Origin of the sequence: Cohaesibacter sp. ES.047, assembly GCF_900215505.1 — a bacterium.
In the GTDB taxonomy this organism is placed as follows: domain Bacteria; phylum Pseudomonadota; class Alphaproteobacteria; order Rhizobiales; family Cohaesibacteraceae; genus Cohaesibacter.
Window position 1 is genome coordinate 3,781,417 of sequence record NZ_LT907844.1, and the last position, 16,594, is coordinate 3,798,010.

Annotated in this window: 17 protein-coding genes; 11 read left to right on the top strand and 6 right to left on the bottom strand. The window is 55.2% G+C overall.

Features of this window, described 5'->3' with window-relative positions:
• The first annotated feature begins 302 nt into the window (after positions 1-302).
• The 7 genes from citC to CPH65_RS17385 all read left to right on the top strand — a co-directional run bounded on the left by citC (position 303) and on the right by CPH65_RS17385 (position 6,455).
• Positions 303-1,346 carry a [citrate (pro-3S)-lyase] ligase gene (gene citC, locus CPH65_RS17355; protein WP_096175024.1) on the top strand — a complete coding sequence of 348 codons (1,044 nt, stop codon included), beginning with the start codon at positions 303-305 and terminating at the stop codon, positions 1,344-1,346.
• A gap of 183 nt (positions 1,347-1,529) precedes the next feature.
• A complete protein-coding gene (gene citD / locus CPH65_RS17360) occupies positions 1,530-1,826 on the top strand; it encodes a citrate lyase acyl carrier protein (protein ID WP_096175025.1) in 297 nt (98 codons plus the stop codon).
• Positions 1,823-2,695: a citrate (pro-3S)-lyase subunit beta gene (citE, locus tag CPH65_RS17365; protein WP_096175026.1), complete on the top strand. Its 873-nt coding sequence runs from the start codon at positions 1,823-1,825 to the stop codon at positions 2,693-2,695. The genes citD and citE overlap by 4 nt, the downstream gene beginning before the upstream one ends.
• A gap of 16 nt (positions 2,696-2,711) precedes the next feature.
• Positions 2,712-4,220 (top strand): citrate lyase subunit alpha, encoded by a 1,509-nt coding sequence (citF, locus tag CPH65_RS17370; RefSeq protein ID WP_096175027.1) that lies wholly within the window; start codon positions 2,712-2,714, stop codon positions 4,218-4,220.
• On the top strand, positions 4,217-5,197 hold the full coding sequence (gene citG / locus CPH65_RS17375) for a triphosphoribosyl-dephospho-CoA synthase CitG (protein WP_096175028.1): 981 nt from the start codon (positions 4,217-4,219) through the stop codon (positions 5,195-5,197). The genes citF and citG overlap by 4 nt, the downstream gene beginning before the upstream one ends.
• Positions 5,194-5,748 (top strand): citrate lyase holo-[acyl-carrier protein] synthase, encoded by a 555-nt coding sequence (gene citX, locus CPH65_RS17380; protein WP_096175029.1) that lies wholly within the window; start codon positions 5,194-5,196, stop codon positions 5,746-5,748. The genes citG and citX overlap by 4 nt, the downstream gene beginning before the upstream one ends.
• Before the next feature lie 98 nt (positions 5,749-5,846).
• On the top strand, positions 5,847-6,455 hold the full coding sequence (locus tag CPH65_RS17385; protein ID WP_197703879.1) for an alpha/beta hydrolase: 609 nt from the start codon (positions 5,847-5,849) through the stop codon (positions 6,453-6,455).
• A 9-nt stretch (positions 6,456-6,464) separates the two neighbouring features.
• Here CPH65_RS17385 and CPH65_RS17390 read toward each other — a convergent pair whose 3' ends face one another.
• The 6 genes from CPH65_RS17390 to CPH65_RS17415 all read right to left on the bottom strand — a co-directional run bounded on the left by CPH65_RS17390 (position 6,465) and on the right by CPH65_RS17415 (position 12,343).
• On the bottom strand, positions 6,465-7,541 hold the full coding sequence (locus CPH65_RS17390; RefSeq protein WP_096175030.1) for an ABC transporter substrate-binding protein: 1,077 nt from the start codon (positions 7,539-7,541) through the stop codon (positions 6,465-6,467).
• Positions 7,542-7,548: 7 nt separating this feature from the next.
• Positions 7,549-8,955: a sensor histidine kinase gene (locus tag CPH65_RS17395; protein ID WP_096175031.1), complete on the bottom strand. Its 1,407-nt coding sequence runs from the start codon at positions 8,953-8,955 to the stop codon at positions 7,549-7,551.
• Positions 8,956-8,985: 30 nt separating this feature from the next.
• A complete protein-coding gene (locus CPH65_RS17400; RefSeq protein WP_096175032.1) occupies positions 8,986-9,657 on the bottom strand; it encodes a response regulator transcription factor in 672 nt (223 codons plus the stop codon).
• A 211-nt stretch (positions 9,658-9,868) separates the two neighbouring features.
• Positions 9,869-10,252 carry a hypothetical protein gene (locus CPH65_RS17405; RefSeq protein WP_096175033.1) on the bottom strand — a complete coding sequence of 128 codons (384 nt, stop codon included), beginning with the start codon at positions 10,250-10,252 and terminating at the stop codon, positions 9,869-9,871.
• A 196-nt stretch (positions 10,253-10,448) separates the two neighbouring features.
• The gene (locus CPH65_RS17410; protein ID WP_096175034.1) at positions 10,449-11,378 is read right to left on the bottom strand and encodes a dihydrodipicolinate synthase family protein; all 930 of its coding nucleotides are present in this window, start codon (positions 11,376-11,378) and stop codon (positions 10,449-10,451) included.
• A gap of 242 nt (positions 11,379-11,620) precedes the next feature.
• Positions 11,621-12,343, bottom strand: coding sequence for a GntR family transcriptional regulator (locus CPH65_RS17415; RefSeq protein ID WP_096175035.1), 723 nt, complete (start codon positions 12,341-12,343; stop codon positions 11,621-11,623).
• 229 nt (positions 12,344-12,572) lie between these two features.
• Here CPH65_RS17415 and CPH65_RS17420 point away from each other — a divergent pair, with 229 nt between their 5' ends.
• From CPH65_RS17420 to CPH65_RS17435, 4 genes are all read left to right on the top strand, one after another.
• Positions 12,573-13,574: a 4-hydroxyproline epimerase gene (locus CPH65_RS17420; RefSeq protein WP_096175036.1), complete on the top strand. Its 1,002-nt coding sequence runs from the start codon at positions 12,573-12,575 to the stop codon at positions 13,572-13,574.
• A 27-nt stretch (positions 13,575-13,601) separates the two neighbouring features.
• Positions 13,602-14,840, top strand: coding sequence for an amidohydrolase family protein (locus tag CPH65_RS17425; protein ID WP_096176481.1), 1,239 nt, complete (start codon positions 13,602-13,604; stop codon positions 14,838-14,840).
• Positions 14,840-15,397, top strand: coding sequence for a GAF domain-containing protein (locus tag CPH65_RS17430; RefSeq protein WP_244574441.1), 558 nt, complete (start codon positions 14,840-14,842; stop codon positions 15,395-15,397). Before CPH65_RS17425 ends, CPH65_RS17430 begins: the two co-directional genes overlap by 1 nt.
• 116 nt (positions 15,398-15,513) lie before the next feature.
• Complete coding sequence (locus CPH65_RS17435; RefSeq protein WP_157747769.1) at positions 15,514-16,506, top strand: sugar ABC transporter substrate-binding protein; 993 nt, start codon at positions 15,514-15,516, stop codon at positions 16,504-16,506.
• The last annotated feature ends 88 nt before the right edge of the window (positions 16,507-16,594 follow it).

Here is a 16,594-nt window from a genome sequence, read left to right on the forward strand (position 1 = left end):
GTGACCTATCAACAATGCGCTCTTGTATCAGAAAAATCAGAGGCGGGTGACAACGCCCGCCTCTTGAAGATCGCCAACAAAGACAGGCGATCATGCGCAATGAATGAGGCCTTGCTAGATCCCTTTGCCATCGATTTTCCGGCGCGACGATGCGGCAGGAAAAGGCGAGAATGGACTAAGGCCTGACCTGCTGGTTCGGGCGTTGAAACAACCTTCGCTCTGTGCCAGTGCTCCACAGAGAGCGCCAGAAAGGTCTTAAGCTGGAACGTGCTGTTCCGTTTGTGGCCGGAGGAGAAGCGCGAGTGAGCGACGGATTGGAATTTGAGACGGTCGAACCCGCATTCGACCCGCATGCCCGTCAGGAAATCGTCGGATTGCTTGCAGATTGCGGTCTCGATTATGAAAAGCATATCGAGGCCTTTGTCGTCTGCAGGGATAACGGCAAGATTGTTGCCTGTGCCGGCTTTGAAAAGGGCATCATCAAGGATGTGGCGATCACGCCCGAGTTGCGCGGCAGTGCCTTGAGCCTCCGGCTCGTGAGCGAGGTGGTCTATCTGGCCCAGGAACAGGGCCATACGATCCTGTTCGTCTATACCGAGCCCCACACAGCGGACTTTTTCCTCGGGTGCGGTTTCTACCCGCTTGTCGAAGTGCCCCATCAGACAACTTTGCTGGAAAACACGCCGGTAGGCATTCGTTCCTACTGCGAAACCCTTACTCGACAGAGAGTGGAGGCCAAAAAGATTGGCTGCGTCGTTGCCAATGCCAATCCCTTCACGCTCGGGCATCTATACCTGATCAGGGAAGCGGCCAAGGCGAGTGATTGGCTGCATCTGTTCATTGTCAAGGAAGACGCGTCTCTCTTTTCCTATCAGGACCGGTTTGCTCTGGCTCAGGAAATGACGAAAGACATCCCCAATCTGACCTTGCACGAAGGGTCGAAATACATGATCTCGCGGGCGACGTTCCCGGCCTATTTCTTCAAGGACAAGGGCATGGTGGGCAAGTGCCGTACCGCAGTGGATCTATTGCTGTTTCGAAAATACATCGCACCGGCTCTGGGCATCACTCACCGCTTCGTTGGCACAGAGCCTTTTTGCGATACCACAAGAAAATACAACAACGACATGATGTACTGGCTTCAGGAACCCAGCTCTGTTGCCTGGCCGGTCAATGTCGTGGAGCTGGAGCGAACGCAGAGAGACGGCATTGCCGTGTCTGCCTCCGAGGTTCGCCGACTGCTAAAGGCTGGCAATATGGACCGCGTTAAAAAGCTCGTTCCGGAGCCGACCTACAACCTGATTGTCGAGAAATATCTCGACAGGTCCAAACGGAGCAACAATTAGCGTGAAGCCGGGTGAGGGCGGTGGCCAGTTTTGCGCAGTCCGCCTCACCGGCCGTTTCACGAAGGAAACAGGGACGCCAAGTGTTGTGTGGCACACTGTCCGCCAGACCGCTTCCCGCCCCGACCTCGCGGCATGCTCCGTATCTCGGAGTAGACACTGCATTTTGATTAAGAGGAGTCGAATATGAAGGTCGTTCAGGAGGCGCTGGCTGGCACGCTCGAATCGAGTGATCTGTTTGTCAGGGTCTCACCAATAGACGGTCCCCTGGAATTGATCGTAAATAGCGAAGTTGCGCATCAGTTCGGCGATCAGATCCGAAAGGTCGTCGAAGACGCGCTCACCAAGTTTGGGGTGACGGAGGGGGCCACGGTCATCATTGAGGACAAGGGGGCGCTGGACTGCGTGATTGAAGCGCGCGTTGAGGCAGCCCTGATGCGCGCAGCAGGCAACAAAGCCATCAATTGGGAGGTACTGTCATGACATTGCGACGCTCCATGCTGTTCATCCCCGGCTCCAGCGCGGCGATGCTGTCGACCGCCTTCATCTTCAAACCGGACTCGGTCATGTTTGACCTTGAAGATGCGGTCTCCCTGAGGGAGAAGGATGCTGCTCGCCTGTTGGTCTACCACACCCTGAAATCCGATCTTTATGAAAATGTTGAACGGGTCGTGCGCATCAATCCGCTCTCAACGCCCTTCGGACGAGACGATCTGGAGGCCGCGGTGCGCGGTGGGGTCGACGTCATTCGCCTGCCAAAGACCGAAACCGCAGATGATGTCTATGAGTTGGAAGCAGAGGTTGAGGCTATTGAGAAAGCTTGTGGCCGAGAGGTTGGCTCGACGCTTTTGATGGCCGCTATCGAGTCTGCATCCGGGGTGGTCAACGCCGTAGATATCGCCAAGGCTTCCAAGCGCATGATGGGCATTGCGCTCGCTGGCTTTGACTATGTAACGGACATGCAGACCGAACGCGGGGACGGGACCGAACTCTTTTATGCCCGCTGTGCCGTGCTCCATGCCGCGCGCGCAGCCAAGATCGATGCCTTCGATGTGGTCTTCTCGGACCTCAATGACGAAGAAGGCTTTCTTCGGGAAGTCGGGATCATCAAGCGACTGGGCTTTAACGGAAAATCCCTCATCAACCCGCGACAGATCGAATTGCTTCACAATGCCTATGCACCGACGCAGGAAGATGTCGACTATGCCAATCGCGTTGTTGCCGCAGCCGAAAAGGCCGAAGCCGAAGGGCTCGGGGTCATTGCGCTGAACGGCAAGATGATCGATGCGCCGATCGTTGAGAATGCCAAGCGCGTGCTGAGCAAGGCGCAGGCTTCCGGGGTGAGACAGTAGGAAAGTGGATCAGAAAATGGCATCGCAAAATGACAAAGGCGCTCGTCTGAGTGCACTCGAACCCTATGCCGGGTTTGCGGCTCACGTCCCATATCTGGCCGACGAGGAGACCAAGCTCAATCGCAAGCTTGTTAAAACGGTTCAGGAAGCCGTCAAACTTGCTGGCCTCGAAGATGGCATGACGATCTCGTTCCACCATGCGTTCCGCGAAGGCGACAAGGTCATCAACATGGTTGTTGGCATTCTGGCTGAAATGGGCTTTCACGATCTTACGCTGGCCTCGTCTTCGCTGGTAACCGCCAACTCGCCGCTGATCGAGCACATCAAGTCCGGCGTGATCCGCAAGATCTTCACCTCCGGTATGCGCGGAAAGCTCGCGGACGCAATTTCCCACGGCCTGATGGATGAGCCGATCACCATTCATTCCCATGGTGGCCGTGTGGCGTTAATCGAACGCGGCGAAATCGAAATCGACCTTGCCTTCCTTGGCGTTTCGGCCTGCGACCCGTTCGGCAATGCCAATGGTGTCTCTGGCCGGTCATGGTGTGGCTCTCTCGGTTACGCGATGGTCGATGCCCACTATGCCAAGAAAGTCATCATGCTGGCCGAGGACATTGTGCCGTTCCCCAACACTCCGGCCAGTATCCGCCATGATCAGGTTGATTATATCGTACAGGTCGATGAAGTCGGTGATCCGGCCAAGATTAGCGTCGGAGCGGCCCGCGCGACCACCAACCCGCGTGAACTGCTGATTGCGCGCTTGTCGGCAGAAGTGATGGTCAATGGCGGTTATTTCGAAGATGGTTTCTCCATGCAGACCGGTACGGGCGGCTCCTCGACGGCTACAGTGCGCTTCATCGAAGATCGCATGCGGCAGAAGGGCATCAAGGCCGCATGGGCTCTTGGTGGCCAGACCGGCGGTATGGTCGATCTGCACGAAAAGGGGCTGATCGATGTGCTGCTCGACACACAGAGTTTTGACAGCGCCGCGGCCCGCTCTCTGGAAAGCTCGTCAAAGCACGTCGAGATTTCGACGCACTATTACGCCAACCCGCTCTCCAAGGGCGCCGTTGTTGACCGGCTCGACATGGTAATCCTGTCGGCGCTGGAAATTGACCTCGACTTCAATGTCAACGTTCTGACCGGGTCCGACGGTGTGATGCGGGGGGCGTCCGGTGGCCATTGCGATGCCGCCGCAGGAGCCAAGCTGTCCATTGTTGCCGCTCCGTTGATCCGCTCACGCATTCCCACCGTCGTTGAAAAGGTCACCACTCGGGTGACGCCCGGAGAGACCATCGGGGTACTCGTCACCGATCACGGCATTGCGGTCAATCCGAACCGGCCAGACGTTGCTGAACGGCTCAAGGCCGCAAACCTGCCTGTTATGTCAATCGAGGAATTGCACAGCCGTGCCATCAACATCACCGGTAAGCCAAAGCCAATCGAGTTTCTCGACAAGGTCGTTGGCATCGTTCGCTACCGGGATGGAACGGTCATTGATCAGGTGCATCAGGTCGCTTCATGACGAAACTTGAGATCCCAGCCAGTGCCAACATCAATTTAGCCCTTCGGGCTGCGACACCAATTGCCACTGAGGCAAAAGGTCTGCAGGTCGGGGTAGAAGGCAACATTGATCAGGCGCTGGCGGATCTGGCCCACGAAGCCCTGATTGCGGAAGCCACCCTCACGCCCAAACCGGGTCTCGTGGACAGGCGCAACAATGGCTCGCACGAGGATATGACGCTCACCACCTTCATGGCGAGCGCGGAGGTGCTTCATCCTCACTTTGCACAATTTGTCACTCTTGGGCGGGATACATCTCACGATCCGGCACCACAGGCCTTTGCGCAATTGCGCAGCCATGGTCTCACCTGTGAGAACGCCATGAACCGAGGAACGGGCGGCATCAATACTCACAAGGGAGCCATTTTCGCCTTTGGCCTTCTGCTGGGCGCTGCCGGACGGTGTATTGGGCAGGGCAGGTCTCTGACACCGGAGCTGCTTTGTCAATCAGTCGCCGAAATGCTGTCCGGTCTGGTGGATCGGGAACTGGTGAGACAACGCCACACCGCGACAACGGCAGGTGAGCATATCTTCCGCCGCTACGGTTTGTCTGGCGCGCGCGGGGAGGCCGAGGGCGGCTTTCCGACTGTCATGCGCTACGCGTTGCCAGCCTTTTCCCGCGCCATCCAAAATGGCCACGACACAGAAAGCGCCCTCTTGGCGGCCATGCTTGAGCTGCTCGCTCACAATCGCGACACCAATCTGGTTACGAGAGGCGGGATCGAAGAGCTGTTTCTGGTGCGCCGGCTGGCACGGGATCTTAGAAAGACTGGGGGCGTCAATTCGGACCGTTTCCATGAGGATCTGATGGCAATGGATGATGATCTCATCGCACGCAATCTCAGCCCCGGCGGCAGTGCGGATCTTGTTGCCGTCACATGGTTTTTGAGCCAAATCCCCCGTGTGATGCAAGCAAGTGATCGGGAGGCCGCCGAATGAAGAAGTCTGGGCTCCTCGATGGTCCGGTCGTCACTGTGCCGGAGATCCTTTCTGCAAAAGACCAGCGCGTCCAGAGGCGGGTCGCGGCGCAACAAAGGCATCACTTGCCGAGTCTGACCATGACAATCGTCATGCCCGGCGCCATCAAGACCTGTGCTCTTTCTCTCCTTCTTGCCGATCAAGCGCGGACCGCGATTGATCGATCTTTCAAACAACAGGGATGGTCATACGAGACGGTTTGGACTGGCGAGGTGGCATCGGGTCCAGAATGTCTCTATCTTGTCGATGCGACGCCTGAAACACTAAAACGCGCGATGGTGGCGATCGAAGTGTCTCATCCCTTGGGCAGACTATGGGACCTTGATGTGCATAGCGCTCAAGGGGAGGGCCTGTCCCGCAAGCAGGTAGGCTTTCCGCCGCGAAAATGCCTGCTCTGCGACGAAGAGGCCCACGCCTGCGCCAGATCCCGAGCACATACGATTGAGGAATTGCGCGAAGGAATGAAAGCCATCGTGACGGGTTGGCAGCCTGAGGATAGCGAACATCGTTGAATGGTTGCAATTTGACCGTCACACGTTGAAGATTGAAGAGGAAGAGAATAAAGTATGTTCACGACCTGATGAACAGGGCGATGATTTGGAGCAACTAAGTGGTCAGGCAGATAACAGACCCGCAGCTTATTGAGGCCCTTGAGGGTTATTCGAAAAAATATTCATTTATTCTCGTACCCGGCTTCAAGAACAGCGGGCCCGAGCACTGGCAAAGCTTCTGGGAACGGGATATCGAAATATTCGAGCGCATTGCACAGCGGCGTTGGGAGCAGCGCGATATCGATCTCTGGATTGATGCCATCAAGCGCACTGTCGCAGAGCAGGACCGCCCCTCTATCCTCATTGGCCATTCTCTGGGCGCTTTGGCATCGGCCTGCGTCATCGCCGAACACGACTCTGACGTTTCCGGGGCGATGTTTGTTGCACCGGCAGAACCAGTCCGTTTTGAAGCCGAGGGACGTATTCCTGACATACGCCTTGATGTCCCGACAACCCTGGTGGCCAGTCACAACGACAAGCTGATTTCTTTCCAGCGCGCACAGGTCTTGGCGAAGGGCTGGGGGGCGGACTTCATCGATCTTGGCGAAGCGGGACACATAAACTCCGAAGCCGGTTTCGGGCGCTGGCCCTATGGGCTTCGCATTCTGCTTGATCTTGCTGAACGCATTGATGAAAACGCCCCTGCCACAGCCAAGATTGATGCTTGAACCAACGAGCTAGTCAGAGTTGGACTGGCTGAAAATACTGTTCCATACTTCAAGGAAAGACTGCCGTTTGAGGCTGTCCTGATAGGTCAGAATGCCCACGCCCAGTTTGATGGGAAGATAGGCGTTGGTTCCATCCTTGGGCAGTCTTTCTCTCCGCAAGGTTGGGGAGATCGGGATGAGCGAAGAATCGTCGGCAATGACCTGCTGTCCCTGATCGGACAGAAGATATTCCAAAAAGCGCTCCGCACCGTCCCGATTGGGAGAATATTTGTAGATGAAGGCCGTGCGGGCCATCACGATTGTGTAATCCTTGAACGGCAGGACACCGAGATTGGGGTCATTTTTCGCCCGTTCAAGCGCATAGGTGCCGATCACATTATAGCCAAGGAAAAGCTCGCCGGACGCCACGGCATCCAGAATAGCGGCTGTAAAGCCAAAAGTGCGCATCTGGGCGCGGCTCAAGGCTTCAATCAGCCTGAAGATCTGATTGCTTTGCAGGGCGTCCTGCGTGAAGAAAAGATACCCCGCGCCGGATGAGTTAACATCATAGGTGCCGACCCTAAATTTGAAGTAGTTGATGTTGCTGATGATCAACTCGGCAAGTTCGGCGTGGCTCTTGGGCAAGGGATAGCCCTTGAAGGCTGCCTTGTTATAGGCAAGAACGATCGGCTCATAGGTAAAACCGAAAAGCTCGTTTCGCCAGCGGGCCCAGTCCGGCACCAGATTTGTAGCATCGGACACATAAGGGGACGCGAGGCCGTCGTTGACCAGCTTGACCTGAAGATCAATCGCCGAACTGATGACGAGATCGATGGGTTCATCGCCTTTTTTCTGGGTAGTCTTGACCTGATCATAAAGCTCATTGGAACTAAGCTCGTGATAAATGATGTCGATGTCCGGGTTCTGCGCTTCAAAGGTCAGGATCAGGCTTGTAAAGGCCGAGGTGTCTGTACTGCCCCAGATGTTCAGCTTTGTCTCGGCGCTGGCTTGTCCGATCAATCCAGTGAGGAACAGCCCGAACAGCAGAGCGACAGACATACGGCTGAAGGCGAAGATGGTTGAAACTCGTCGCTTGGTGTGATGCATGATGACCCTATCTCTCGAACACCAGTTTGACACTGAGACCGCCCAGATCCGACTGATTCAGAACCAATTGCGCGTTGTGACTGCGCGCCACTTCATCAACGATGCTGAGCCCCAGACCGGAATTTTCTCCATCAGAAGCCGTGGTATAGAACCGCTCGAGCACCTTTTCGCGATCATCGGGCGCAATGCCCGGGCCGGAATCCGCAACTTCCAAAACCATATCATTTCCAACAAGATCAAGCGAAATCCTAATGTGATTGTCCGGCGGCCCGTGCTTGATGGCATTGTCGATGATGTTCTTGAGCGCTTCGCGAATGGATATATGGTCGCCAAACAACAGGTCCGCATCCTCAGGTCCATTCTCAATGCGCGGCGAAATGTCGAAGGTGAATTCGATATTGGATTTCAGATGCTCCCGGAGGATCGTCTCCAGAGTGTTTTTTAAGACATCCTTGAGATGAAAATCTGCCATCATTTTCTGATCAGCCCGGTGGATCACCATTGCGTGGGCCAGCAACTGATTGGTGAGCCGGATTGTGTTGCGGCTTTGTTGCTCGGCCTTATTGATGCGCACCGCCAGCGCATCGGAATCCGTCTCCTTGGTCGCAAGTTCCAACTGGCCTTGCAGTGCTGACAAGGCGGTTCTGATCTGGTGGGTGACATCCGCAATGAAGGTCTGTGAGTGATCGAGGTTGTTCTTTAGCCGGGTGATAAAACTGTTGATCGACATGACGAGACTGGCCACCTCCCTTGGTGGCGTCACAGGCAGGGGCGTGAAATCCGAAATGTCCCGCTTACGAAGATCCCGTTCAACATAGATGAGTGGGTGCAAAGCACGATTGATGCCGAACCAGACGAACAACAGGCCGACCGCTGTGATGAAAACCGCGACGGCCAACCCGCGCCAGAACAGATCTGCCGTCATTGCGTTTCTTGCGATGCGTGTCTGGCCCAGTTCTGCGATCACCCAAAAGGAGCGCTCACCCTCGGTGATTAGCCGAGACTGCTGCATGAAGCGCACCATTTCACCACTAAACTGGCTGTCCCAATAGACCGGCCGCTCTGCTGGCTCGTAATTCTTGGCCATTGGCAGGTCATGTGACGCCGTGATGGTGCCATTCTCGCGGGTGTAAATGCGATAGAAAACCCGATCATCCATGGCGAGGCCAAGGATTTCGAAAGCAGAGTAGGGCAGGTCAACCCGCACCTGATCCGCAGAATAGCTCACCCGTTCCAGAATGGAGAGCGCTGCGCCATGCAAAAGGCGATCATAGGCTTTGTTCGCAGCCTGCCGCGCATACCCCCAAAGGCCGATGGAAATCACGGTCAGGATCACCAGAAACGCCGCGCCCATGCTCAGGAGCAGGCGATGGCGCAGGGACTTTTGCTTGAGGCGCTTGGGGTGAGGTGTCATGCGGGGTGCCGGTGTCGATCGGTGCGGAGCTCAAGTGTCATCGATATGGCCAATGTAGCCCAGACCACGGATCGTCTTGATCAGGAAGGGCGAGCCTTCGAGCTTGCGGCGTAGCCGTGTGACCGTCTGCTCAATGGCGTTGTGCGTGGGTACCTCGTCAAAGCAGTAAATTCTGTCTGCGATTTCCTCCTTGGTGACGACGCGATCTAGATTGACCAGAAACATTTCGAGCAGTTGCACTTCCTTGTTGCGCAGCTCAACGTCCTCACCGTCGATATTGGCCAGTTTCGACCCCCAGTCGAAGGTCAGGTTTCCAGCCCGAAAGAGGTTCTTGGCAACGCCAGACTTGCGCCGCGCGAGCACGCGGCATCGCGCGATCAACTCGCGGAAGTCAAAGGGCTTTGTGAGATAGTCATCTGCGCCCGCTTCAAGACCCACGACACGGTCATCGATTTCCGAGCGGGCGGAGAGAACCAGAACCGGCGTGTCCAAATTGCGCGCACGGATGCCGCGCAACAGCTCAAAGCCGCTTCGGTTCGGCAGGTTGATGTCGAGTAGTACGAGATCAAACTGCTTGTGCCGCAGGATATACTCCGCTTCCTCGCCATCGCCTTCATGATCGATGACATGCCCTTCAGCCCGGAACCGCTCCACCACGGTTTCAGCAAGGGCGCAATTGTCTTCTACAAGCAAGATTCGCATATGGGCCGCTTTGGTTCCATTCCTCCCCGAAGCCAGACATGGATTGGCAATCCGCCGGTCCTTGTTTGGCATGACCGACGACGAGTTTAGATGGAAACAAATCGCGGTCAAGCTCGCTCAATGTCTGTTCTGTCGAGGAGACCGGCGGTTGCGCGGCGATGAGACCATGAGAAAGCCCGCGACAAGCGGGCTTTTCATGTGCCATTGGTGCCTAGTGATGTGCCTTGCTGCCGGGTAACCCGGTATGCTTGGAAATAGGCTGATCCTTTGCACCACGCTTTCTGGATGAGCCGATCACGGTCGCCAACATGTAAAGGCGACTGGGATGAAATCCGCTGGCGATCGGTGTGATTGTGCGCAAGGGCCGGAAACTGAGCGTCTTCTCTTCGCTTTTGCCCTCATCGGTTACATCAAATTCGGAAGGCTTGGCTTCAAGCGTCAGCAGTTGGATGATCAGGCTCAGCGCAAAGGCCCCGATCAGAACAAGCAAAAAGAGCAGCAAAAGAAGGCGGGGCACGTCGAAGTAAAGCATGCCGAGTAAAATCAGGGCTCCGCTATAAGCAATCCAGAAAAAACGGCCGATAAATAAATACATTGTGCTTCTGCTAGTGGGAGCTTTGTTCATCTATTTACATGGCACGTCGTCTGCTGTGGTTCAATTTTAATATGAATTTTTGGTTAATTCTGGCCAGCGAACAAAAAGGCCGCGCCCGATCAAAAGGGCGCGGCATGATTTCTAAGTGCATTTACAGTTGCTACAGTTGAAGTCTGGGCTGACAGACGCAACGGCTTTAGGCCCAGTTGGCGTACCAAGACTTGAACTGATTATACTGCATTTCAACAAATCCACGTTGCGCCGGGCTCAGAGTGTCGCTTTCGTTGAAATGCAGTTCATATTCGGGGTGGCCAGCGAGCACCATCAGGTGCTTGTAGTAGAGAACGAGATCCGGGCCTTCGTCATAGGTTGAGAGCACATGAAGGGCTTCTTCCAACTCCTGGGCTTTGCGGCGCGCGTCCGCATCCCCTGTGGCGGCTTTCTGGCAAAGGTCAACCAGATGCAGCACTTCCTTGGGTAGCGCATTGCCAATGCCGGTGATGGCGCCGCCGGCACCACAATTGACATAGCCATGATAAACGGTGGTATCGACGCCAATCATCAAGGTGAGAGAGTCATCACCCGAAGTGATGTGTTCTGCGGCGTAAGTCAGATCTTTGGTCCCGCCAAATTCCTTGAAACCAATGAGGTTGGGGTGGCTCTCACGCAAGGCAAAGAACAGGTCGGCACGGGTTGCAAAACCATAATAGGGACTGTTGTAGATCACGGCCGGAAGGCTTTTGCCAGCTTCAAGAACGGCTGAGAAGTGTGCTTTCTGCGCTGAGCTGGAAGAACCGCGCGACAGCACGCGTGGAATAAGCATCAGACCGGCGGCCCCGACCTTTGCTGCATGAGCCGCGATTGCTGCTGCTGCCTTGGTGTTGATCGCGCCTGTCCCGACAACAACCGGAATGCCAGCCTTTACGAGACGCTCCACGCCTTCCATGCGCTCCTCGTCGTTGAGCAGCGGCCAGTCGCCCATGGACCCGCAATAAACCACAGCGGACATGCCTGCTTCGATCAGTTCCTTGCCTGTCGCGACAAGGGCGTCGAAATCGGGCGTGCGGTCCGGCTTGCAGGGGGTCATCAACGCGGGCATGCAGCCAGTGAAAACAGTCTCAGTCATCAAATTTGCCTTTCTGGAACCATGGCCTGCGAAAGCTGAGTGTCGGAACAGCTGTGAAAAGGCCCGGTTTTGTCTTGCTGGCGACCTCGGAGCAACCGCCATCGCCACGATGGTGTTGACCAATTTATACATCAATGCCGACTAATTGTCGACAAATAAAATATTTAATGTGAATTCGTGCGCAACAGAGCACAAAACCTTGTAATTTTATAGGGTTATGTCGAGGCTGTGTTTCTGCTTGCCTAGATTGATAGGGATGCATTGGGCCGATTGTCGGCGGTGATGTAGGACCGAATCTGTCTGACTATCTGATCCGCATGGGCTGTTGCCAATACATCGGATTGTTCGACATCGCGCGCAAGGATTGCGTTGATCATGTCTTCATGTTCACTGACATATTGCTGTGGCAGCTTGTCATTGAAAGACGAATAATAGAGCCGAAGGATCCGCCGACCTTCATCAAGCAAACGCGTGAACAGATCAATATAATAGTGGTTGCCGCCAGCTTGGGCGATGCGGACATGAAAGTCCCTGTTGGCGGAAATCATCGTCAGCACGTCTTGCTGTTCAACGGCCTCGGCGAAACCCTGTTGCAAGGCGCGGATGTCGGTAATGTCTTCGGGCCTATGATTGAGTGCGGCCTGCCGTGTCGTGATGCGATACATGAGCGTGAGGGCATCGAAGAAATCGCCCAGATTGAGAAAGTCGATCTGTGAAACGATCGTTGATCGATTCGTCAAAGTGGTGATCAGTCCCTCGGCTGCCAGACGAACCAGCGCCTCGCGGATGGGCGTGCGGGAAAGAGAGAAGCGTTCGGACAATTGCACTTCGTCGATGGGGCTGCCCGGTTTGAGTTTGAGCTCGATGATCTCGTTCCTAAGGATTTCATAAACATGGGAAACGCCGGAACCACGGCGGTGGGTTGATGGCGTTTTGCCATTTTTTTTGGTCGGTGATTTCGTCATTTATGATCTGTCATCCAATGAGTTGAACATCAAAAGTACAGTCTGCATAATATTTGGATGCAACGCTATATCAAAAACAAAATATTTATTGTCGACAATGAGAATGCAAGCTGCTACGGTTGCGACAACAGGCCACCTGTAAGGACTAGTACGGGTTTATAAACACCCTTCACGCTCGTCCTTCCAATCCCTTCAGAGCGCGATTTTCAAGCTTGTCGGAACAATCAAAATGACGAATTACACGTTTCAATGCATTGATGGCCACACCTGTGGCAACCCGGTTCGGCTGGTTGCTGGTGGTGGACCGCGCCTTGAAGGCACCAACATGATCGAGAAACGCGCGCACTTCCTGGCCGAGTTCGATTGGGTGCGCACGGGATTGATGTTTGAGCCACGTGGTCATGACATGATGTCGGGTTCGATCCTCTATCCTCCGACGCGCGATGATTGCGACGTTGCGGTGCTGTTCATCGAGACATCCGGCTGCCTGCCCATGTGTGGTCATGGCACGATCGGGACCGTGACGATGGCCATCGAAAATGGACTTGTCTCGCCCAAAGAGCCCGGAAAACTGCGTCTTGATACCCCCGCAGGGCTTGTGACGGTCGAGTATCGTCAGGAAGGGCGTTTTGTCGAGGAGGTTCGTCTCACCAACGTTCCCGCGTTCCTTTATGCCGAAGGGCTGAGTGCCGAGGTTGAAGGATTGGGCAGCGTAACGGCTGATGTTGCCTATGGTGGCAACTTCTACGCCATCGTTGAGCCACAGGATTGCTTTGCAGATATGGCTGATTTTTCGGCCGGTGAACTCGTCGGATTCAGCCCGAAACTGCGGGCAGCACTCAATGAAAAGTATCAGTTCATCCACCCTGAAAATCCCGCCATCAACGGGCTTTCGCACATTCTCTGGACCGGCAAGCCCACCCAGTCTGATGCCACCGCACGTAATGCCGTCTTTTATGGCGAGAAAGCTATAGATCGCTCACCATGCGGCACGGGGACCTCGGCTCGAATGGCCCATTGGGTGGCCAAGGGGCGCCTCAATGTCGGGGATGATTTCGTCCACGAAAGCATCATCGGCAGTCTGTTTCATGGACGGGTCGAGGCGGCGGCAAGGGTAGGGGACAAGGACGCCATTATCCCCTCTATCGGTGGTTGGGCCAGGCAGACCGGCTTCAATACAATCTTTATCGATGATCGCGACCCATACGCACACGGGTTCACCGTAGTCTGAAGACGCGGGCGGTCAAAAGGAATGGAAATGACAATCACAGCCTACACAAATGCAAGATTGCTGGACCTTGAGGACGGCACACTGACCGCTCCGAGCACCGTTGTTGTTGAGGGTGATCTTATCTCCGACATCGGCGCTGGATGCGGTCATCCTGAAGGATCCAAGGTGATCGATCTTGCCGGCAAAACCCTCATGCCGGGGCTGATTGATTGTCATTTCCATGTCGTTGCCCATTCTCTCGATCTTTGGTCGAACGCCATTGCGCCCGATAGTCTCGCGGCACTGCGCGCGGTCAGGGTGATGAACGGCCTTCTTGATGCGGGCTTTACCACCGTGCGTGATCTCGGTGGGGCCGATCTCGGCCTTGTGCAGGGCGTAGAGGATGGTCTGATTGATGGCCCTGACCTCGTCATCTGCGGCAAGGGTCTGTCTATGACCGGCGGCCATACGGATTTGCGCAATCGCACGGACATTCGGCCCGACAGTCTGGGCTGGCGTTTGGGCAACATGGGTGTTCTGGTCGATGGGGTTGATGACGTCAGGCGCGCTTGCCGCAAGATGCTGAAGGAAGGCGCAAAATTCATCAAGGTCATGGCCAATGGCGGTGTTTCCTCCCCCAATGACCCGATCGACTCGCTGCAATATTCGGACGCCGAAATCCTCGCCATGGTGGAAGAGGCAACAAATGCCAACACCTATGTTTCGGCGCACACCTACCACGATCTGGCCATTAGCCGGTGTGTTGATCTGGGTGTCACATCTCTTGAGCACTGCAACCTCATCTCCTCGGACACCGCAAAGAAAGCGGCGGATCTGGGGTGCACTGCAGTGCCAACCCTTGTCGCCTACGAAGGACTCAAGCTTGAAGGCGCAGCCCTCGGTCTTGGTCAATCAGAACAGGCCAAGATCGATGTCGTGCGCGACAAGGGTCTGGAATCCCTTCGGATCATGAAGGACGCCGGACTGCCCATGGCATTCGGAACCGATCTACTCGGCCAGTTGCGGATATATGGCGGCATGGAATTTGACCTGCTTGCCAAGGTTCTGACACCCACCGAAATACTGCGGTCGGTGACGGAAATTGGCGCTGAGCTTTGCAAGCGCAAAGGCGAAGTCGGTGTCATTGCCAAGGGTGCCAAGGCTGATTTTATCGTTGTTGACGGCGATCCGTTCGAAGACATCACGCTGCTCGGTCGGCCCAAGGATCATCTTCAACTGGTGGTCAAGAATGGCGTTGTTGCGCGTGACTACAAAGAGGTGGCTTGATGATCCCCCCGTTTGATATAACCGAGCTGTCCGGCCTCATGCATGAGGAAGACGCCGCCGCCAAGGTGTTCGCCTCCCTTCAGACCGGAATCAATGATCTGGTCGGCAACAAGCTGATGACAGCTTCCATCTACGATCTTGAAAACATGCGGTCCCGACGTGTCTTTTCTGAGGATCTGGAGGCCTATCCAGTCGGAAACTTCAAACGCCTTGACCGCAATCTCTTCTTCGACACGGTGATCGCCAAAAAACAGATTTTCTCGTCGACCGGGATAGAACAGATTGCCAAAGTGTTTTTCGATTGGGAAAAGATTCAGGCACTCGGGTTCGAATCCAATCTAAACCTGCCAGCCATTGCCAACGGCGAAGTGATCGGAACGGTCAATCTGCTGAATGTCAAAGGTCATTTCACGCCCGAACGTGTGAAATTGGCCCGGGCGTGGCAGCCCGTCGCAACACTGGCGTTCCTCCTGCTGCATATGAAGGACATCGAAACAGCAACCTTCCATTCAGGGCTTTCTGTCGATGGGCCCAAGGAGATGGAAGGAGCCGCCTGAAGCAGTTCAAGTCATGAAAACTCAGACACACAATGAAGCTGAGTGAAAAGACAACAACAACGAAAGGCCGAAAAGGTCTTCGAAAACAGCATTCACCTCTCAGGAGATCAAAACCGATGAAAATTCTGAATAAACTGGCATCCGTCTTGTGCCTTGCCGCTATTCCGTTTGGCGCAGCTCAGGCCGCAGATATCAATATCGCATTCCTCGCAGCATCCTCCCAGAATGGCTTCAACCAGGCCATCTACGAAGGCATCAAAAAGGCCGCAGCGAAATACGACAACGTCTCCACCGAGATTTTTGATGGCGAGTTCAGCGCAACCACGCAGTTCTCGCAGGTCGAGGATCTGACCGCCGGCGGACGTTTTCAGGCCATCATCGTCACCCCGAACGACACTGTCGGGATCGCAACCGCGCTGGAAGATTCCGTCAAGGCTGGCGTCAAGGTCGGTGCAACACTATTCCCGATCGGTCCTGAACTTTCCAACATGGAACCGCAGGTACCCGGCCTAACCACCACAGTTGCGTCCGACCCATCGATTGGCGCGCGAAAGCAGGCCGAAGCCGTTGTAGACTTCTGTGAAGACAAGGATCCCTGCAAGGTTGTCGTGCTCATAGGCCAGTTGATCTATCCGTTCGACAATCTGCGCAACGACACCTTCAAGGAAGTTCTCGGCGCGCACGACAATATCGAGATCGTCGCCACCGGAGAAGGCAATTACAGCCCGGATGCCTCTCTGGTCGCCATGCAGGACATTCTGCAGGCCAACCCGGACATCGATGCTGTCCTGTCCAATGCCGACCAGCATCTCATGGGCGCTGAAATCGCTATCGAGGATGCAGGTCTCAACATTTCTGGCATCTACATGATCGGTGGTGGCCTCAATCAGATCACGGTCGATGCAATTCGTGCAGGAACCTACGATGCCTCTCTGGCGCAGTTCCCCGAATCCATGGGGGCAGCCGCTCTTGATGCCATGGTGAAATCCCTCGAGGGCGAAGACGTGCCGACATGGATCGACGAATCCTCCCTTCGTGATATTCCTGCCATTGTCACCAAGGAATGGCTCGACGCACATCCTAACTTCAAGGCCGAATGGCAGGGCTAACCCCACCTGCTTGAAAGTCAGAAGGAGCTGAGCCGGGCATTTGCAGCCGTCCGGCTCACGCTTTCTCTGTCAGATCTGGCACGGCCAA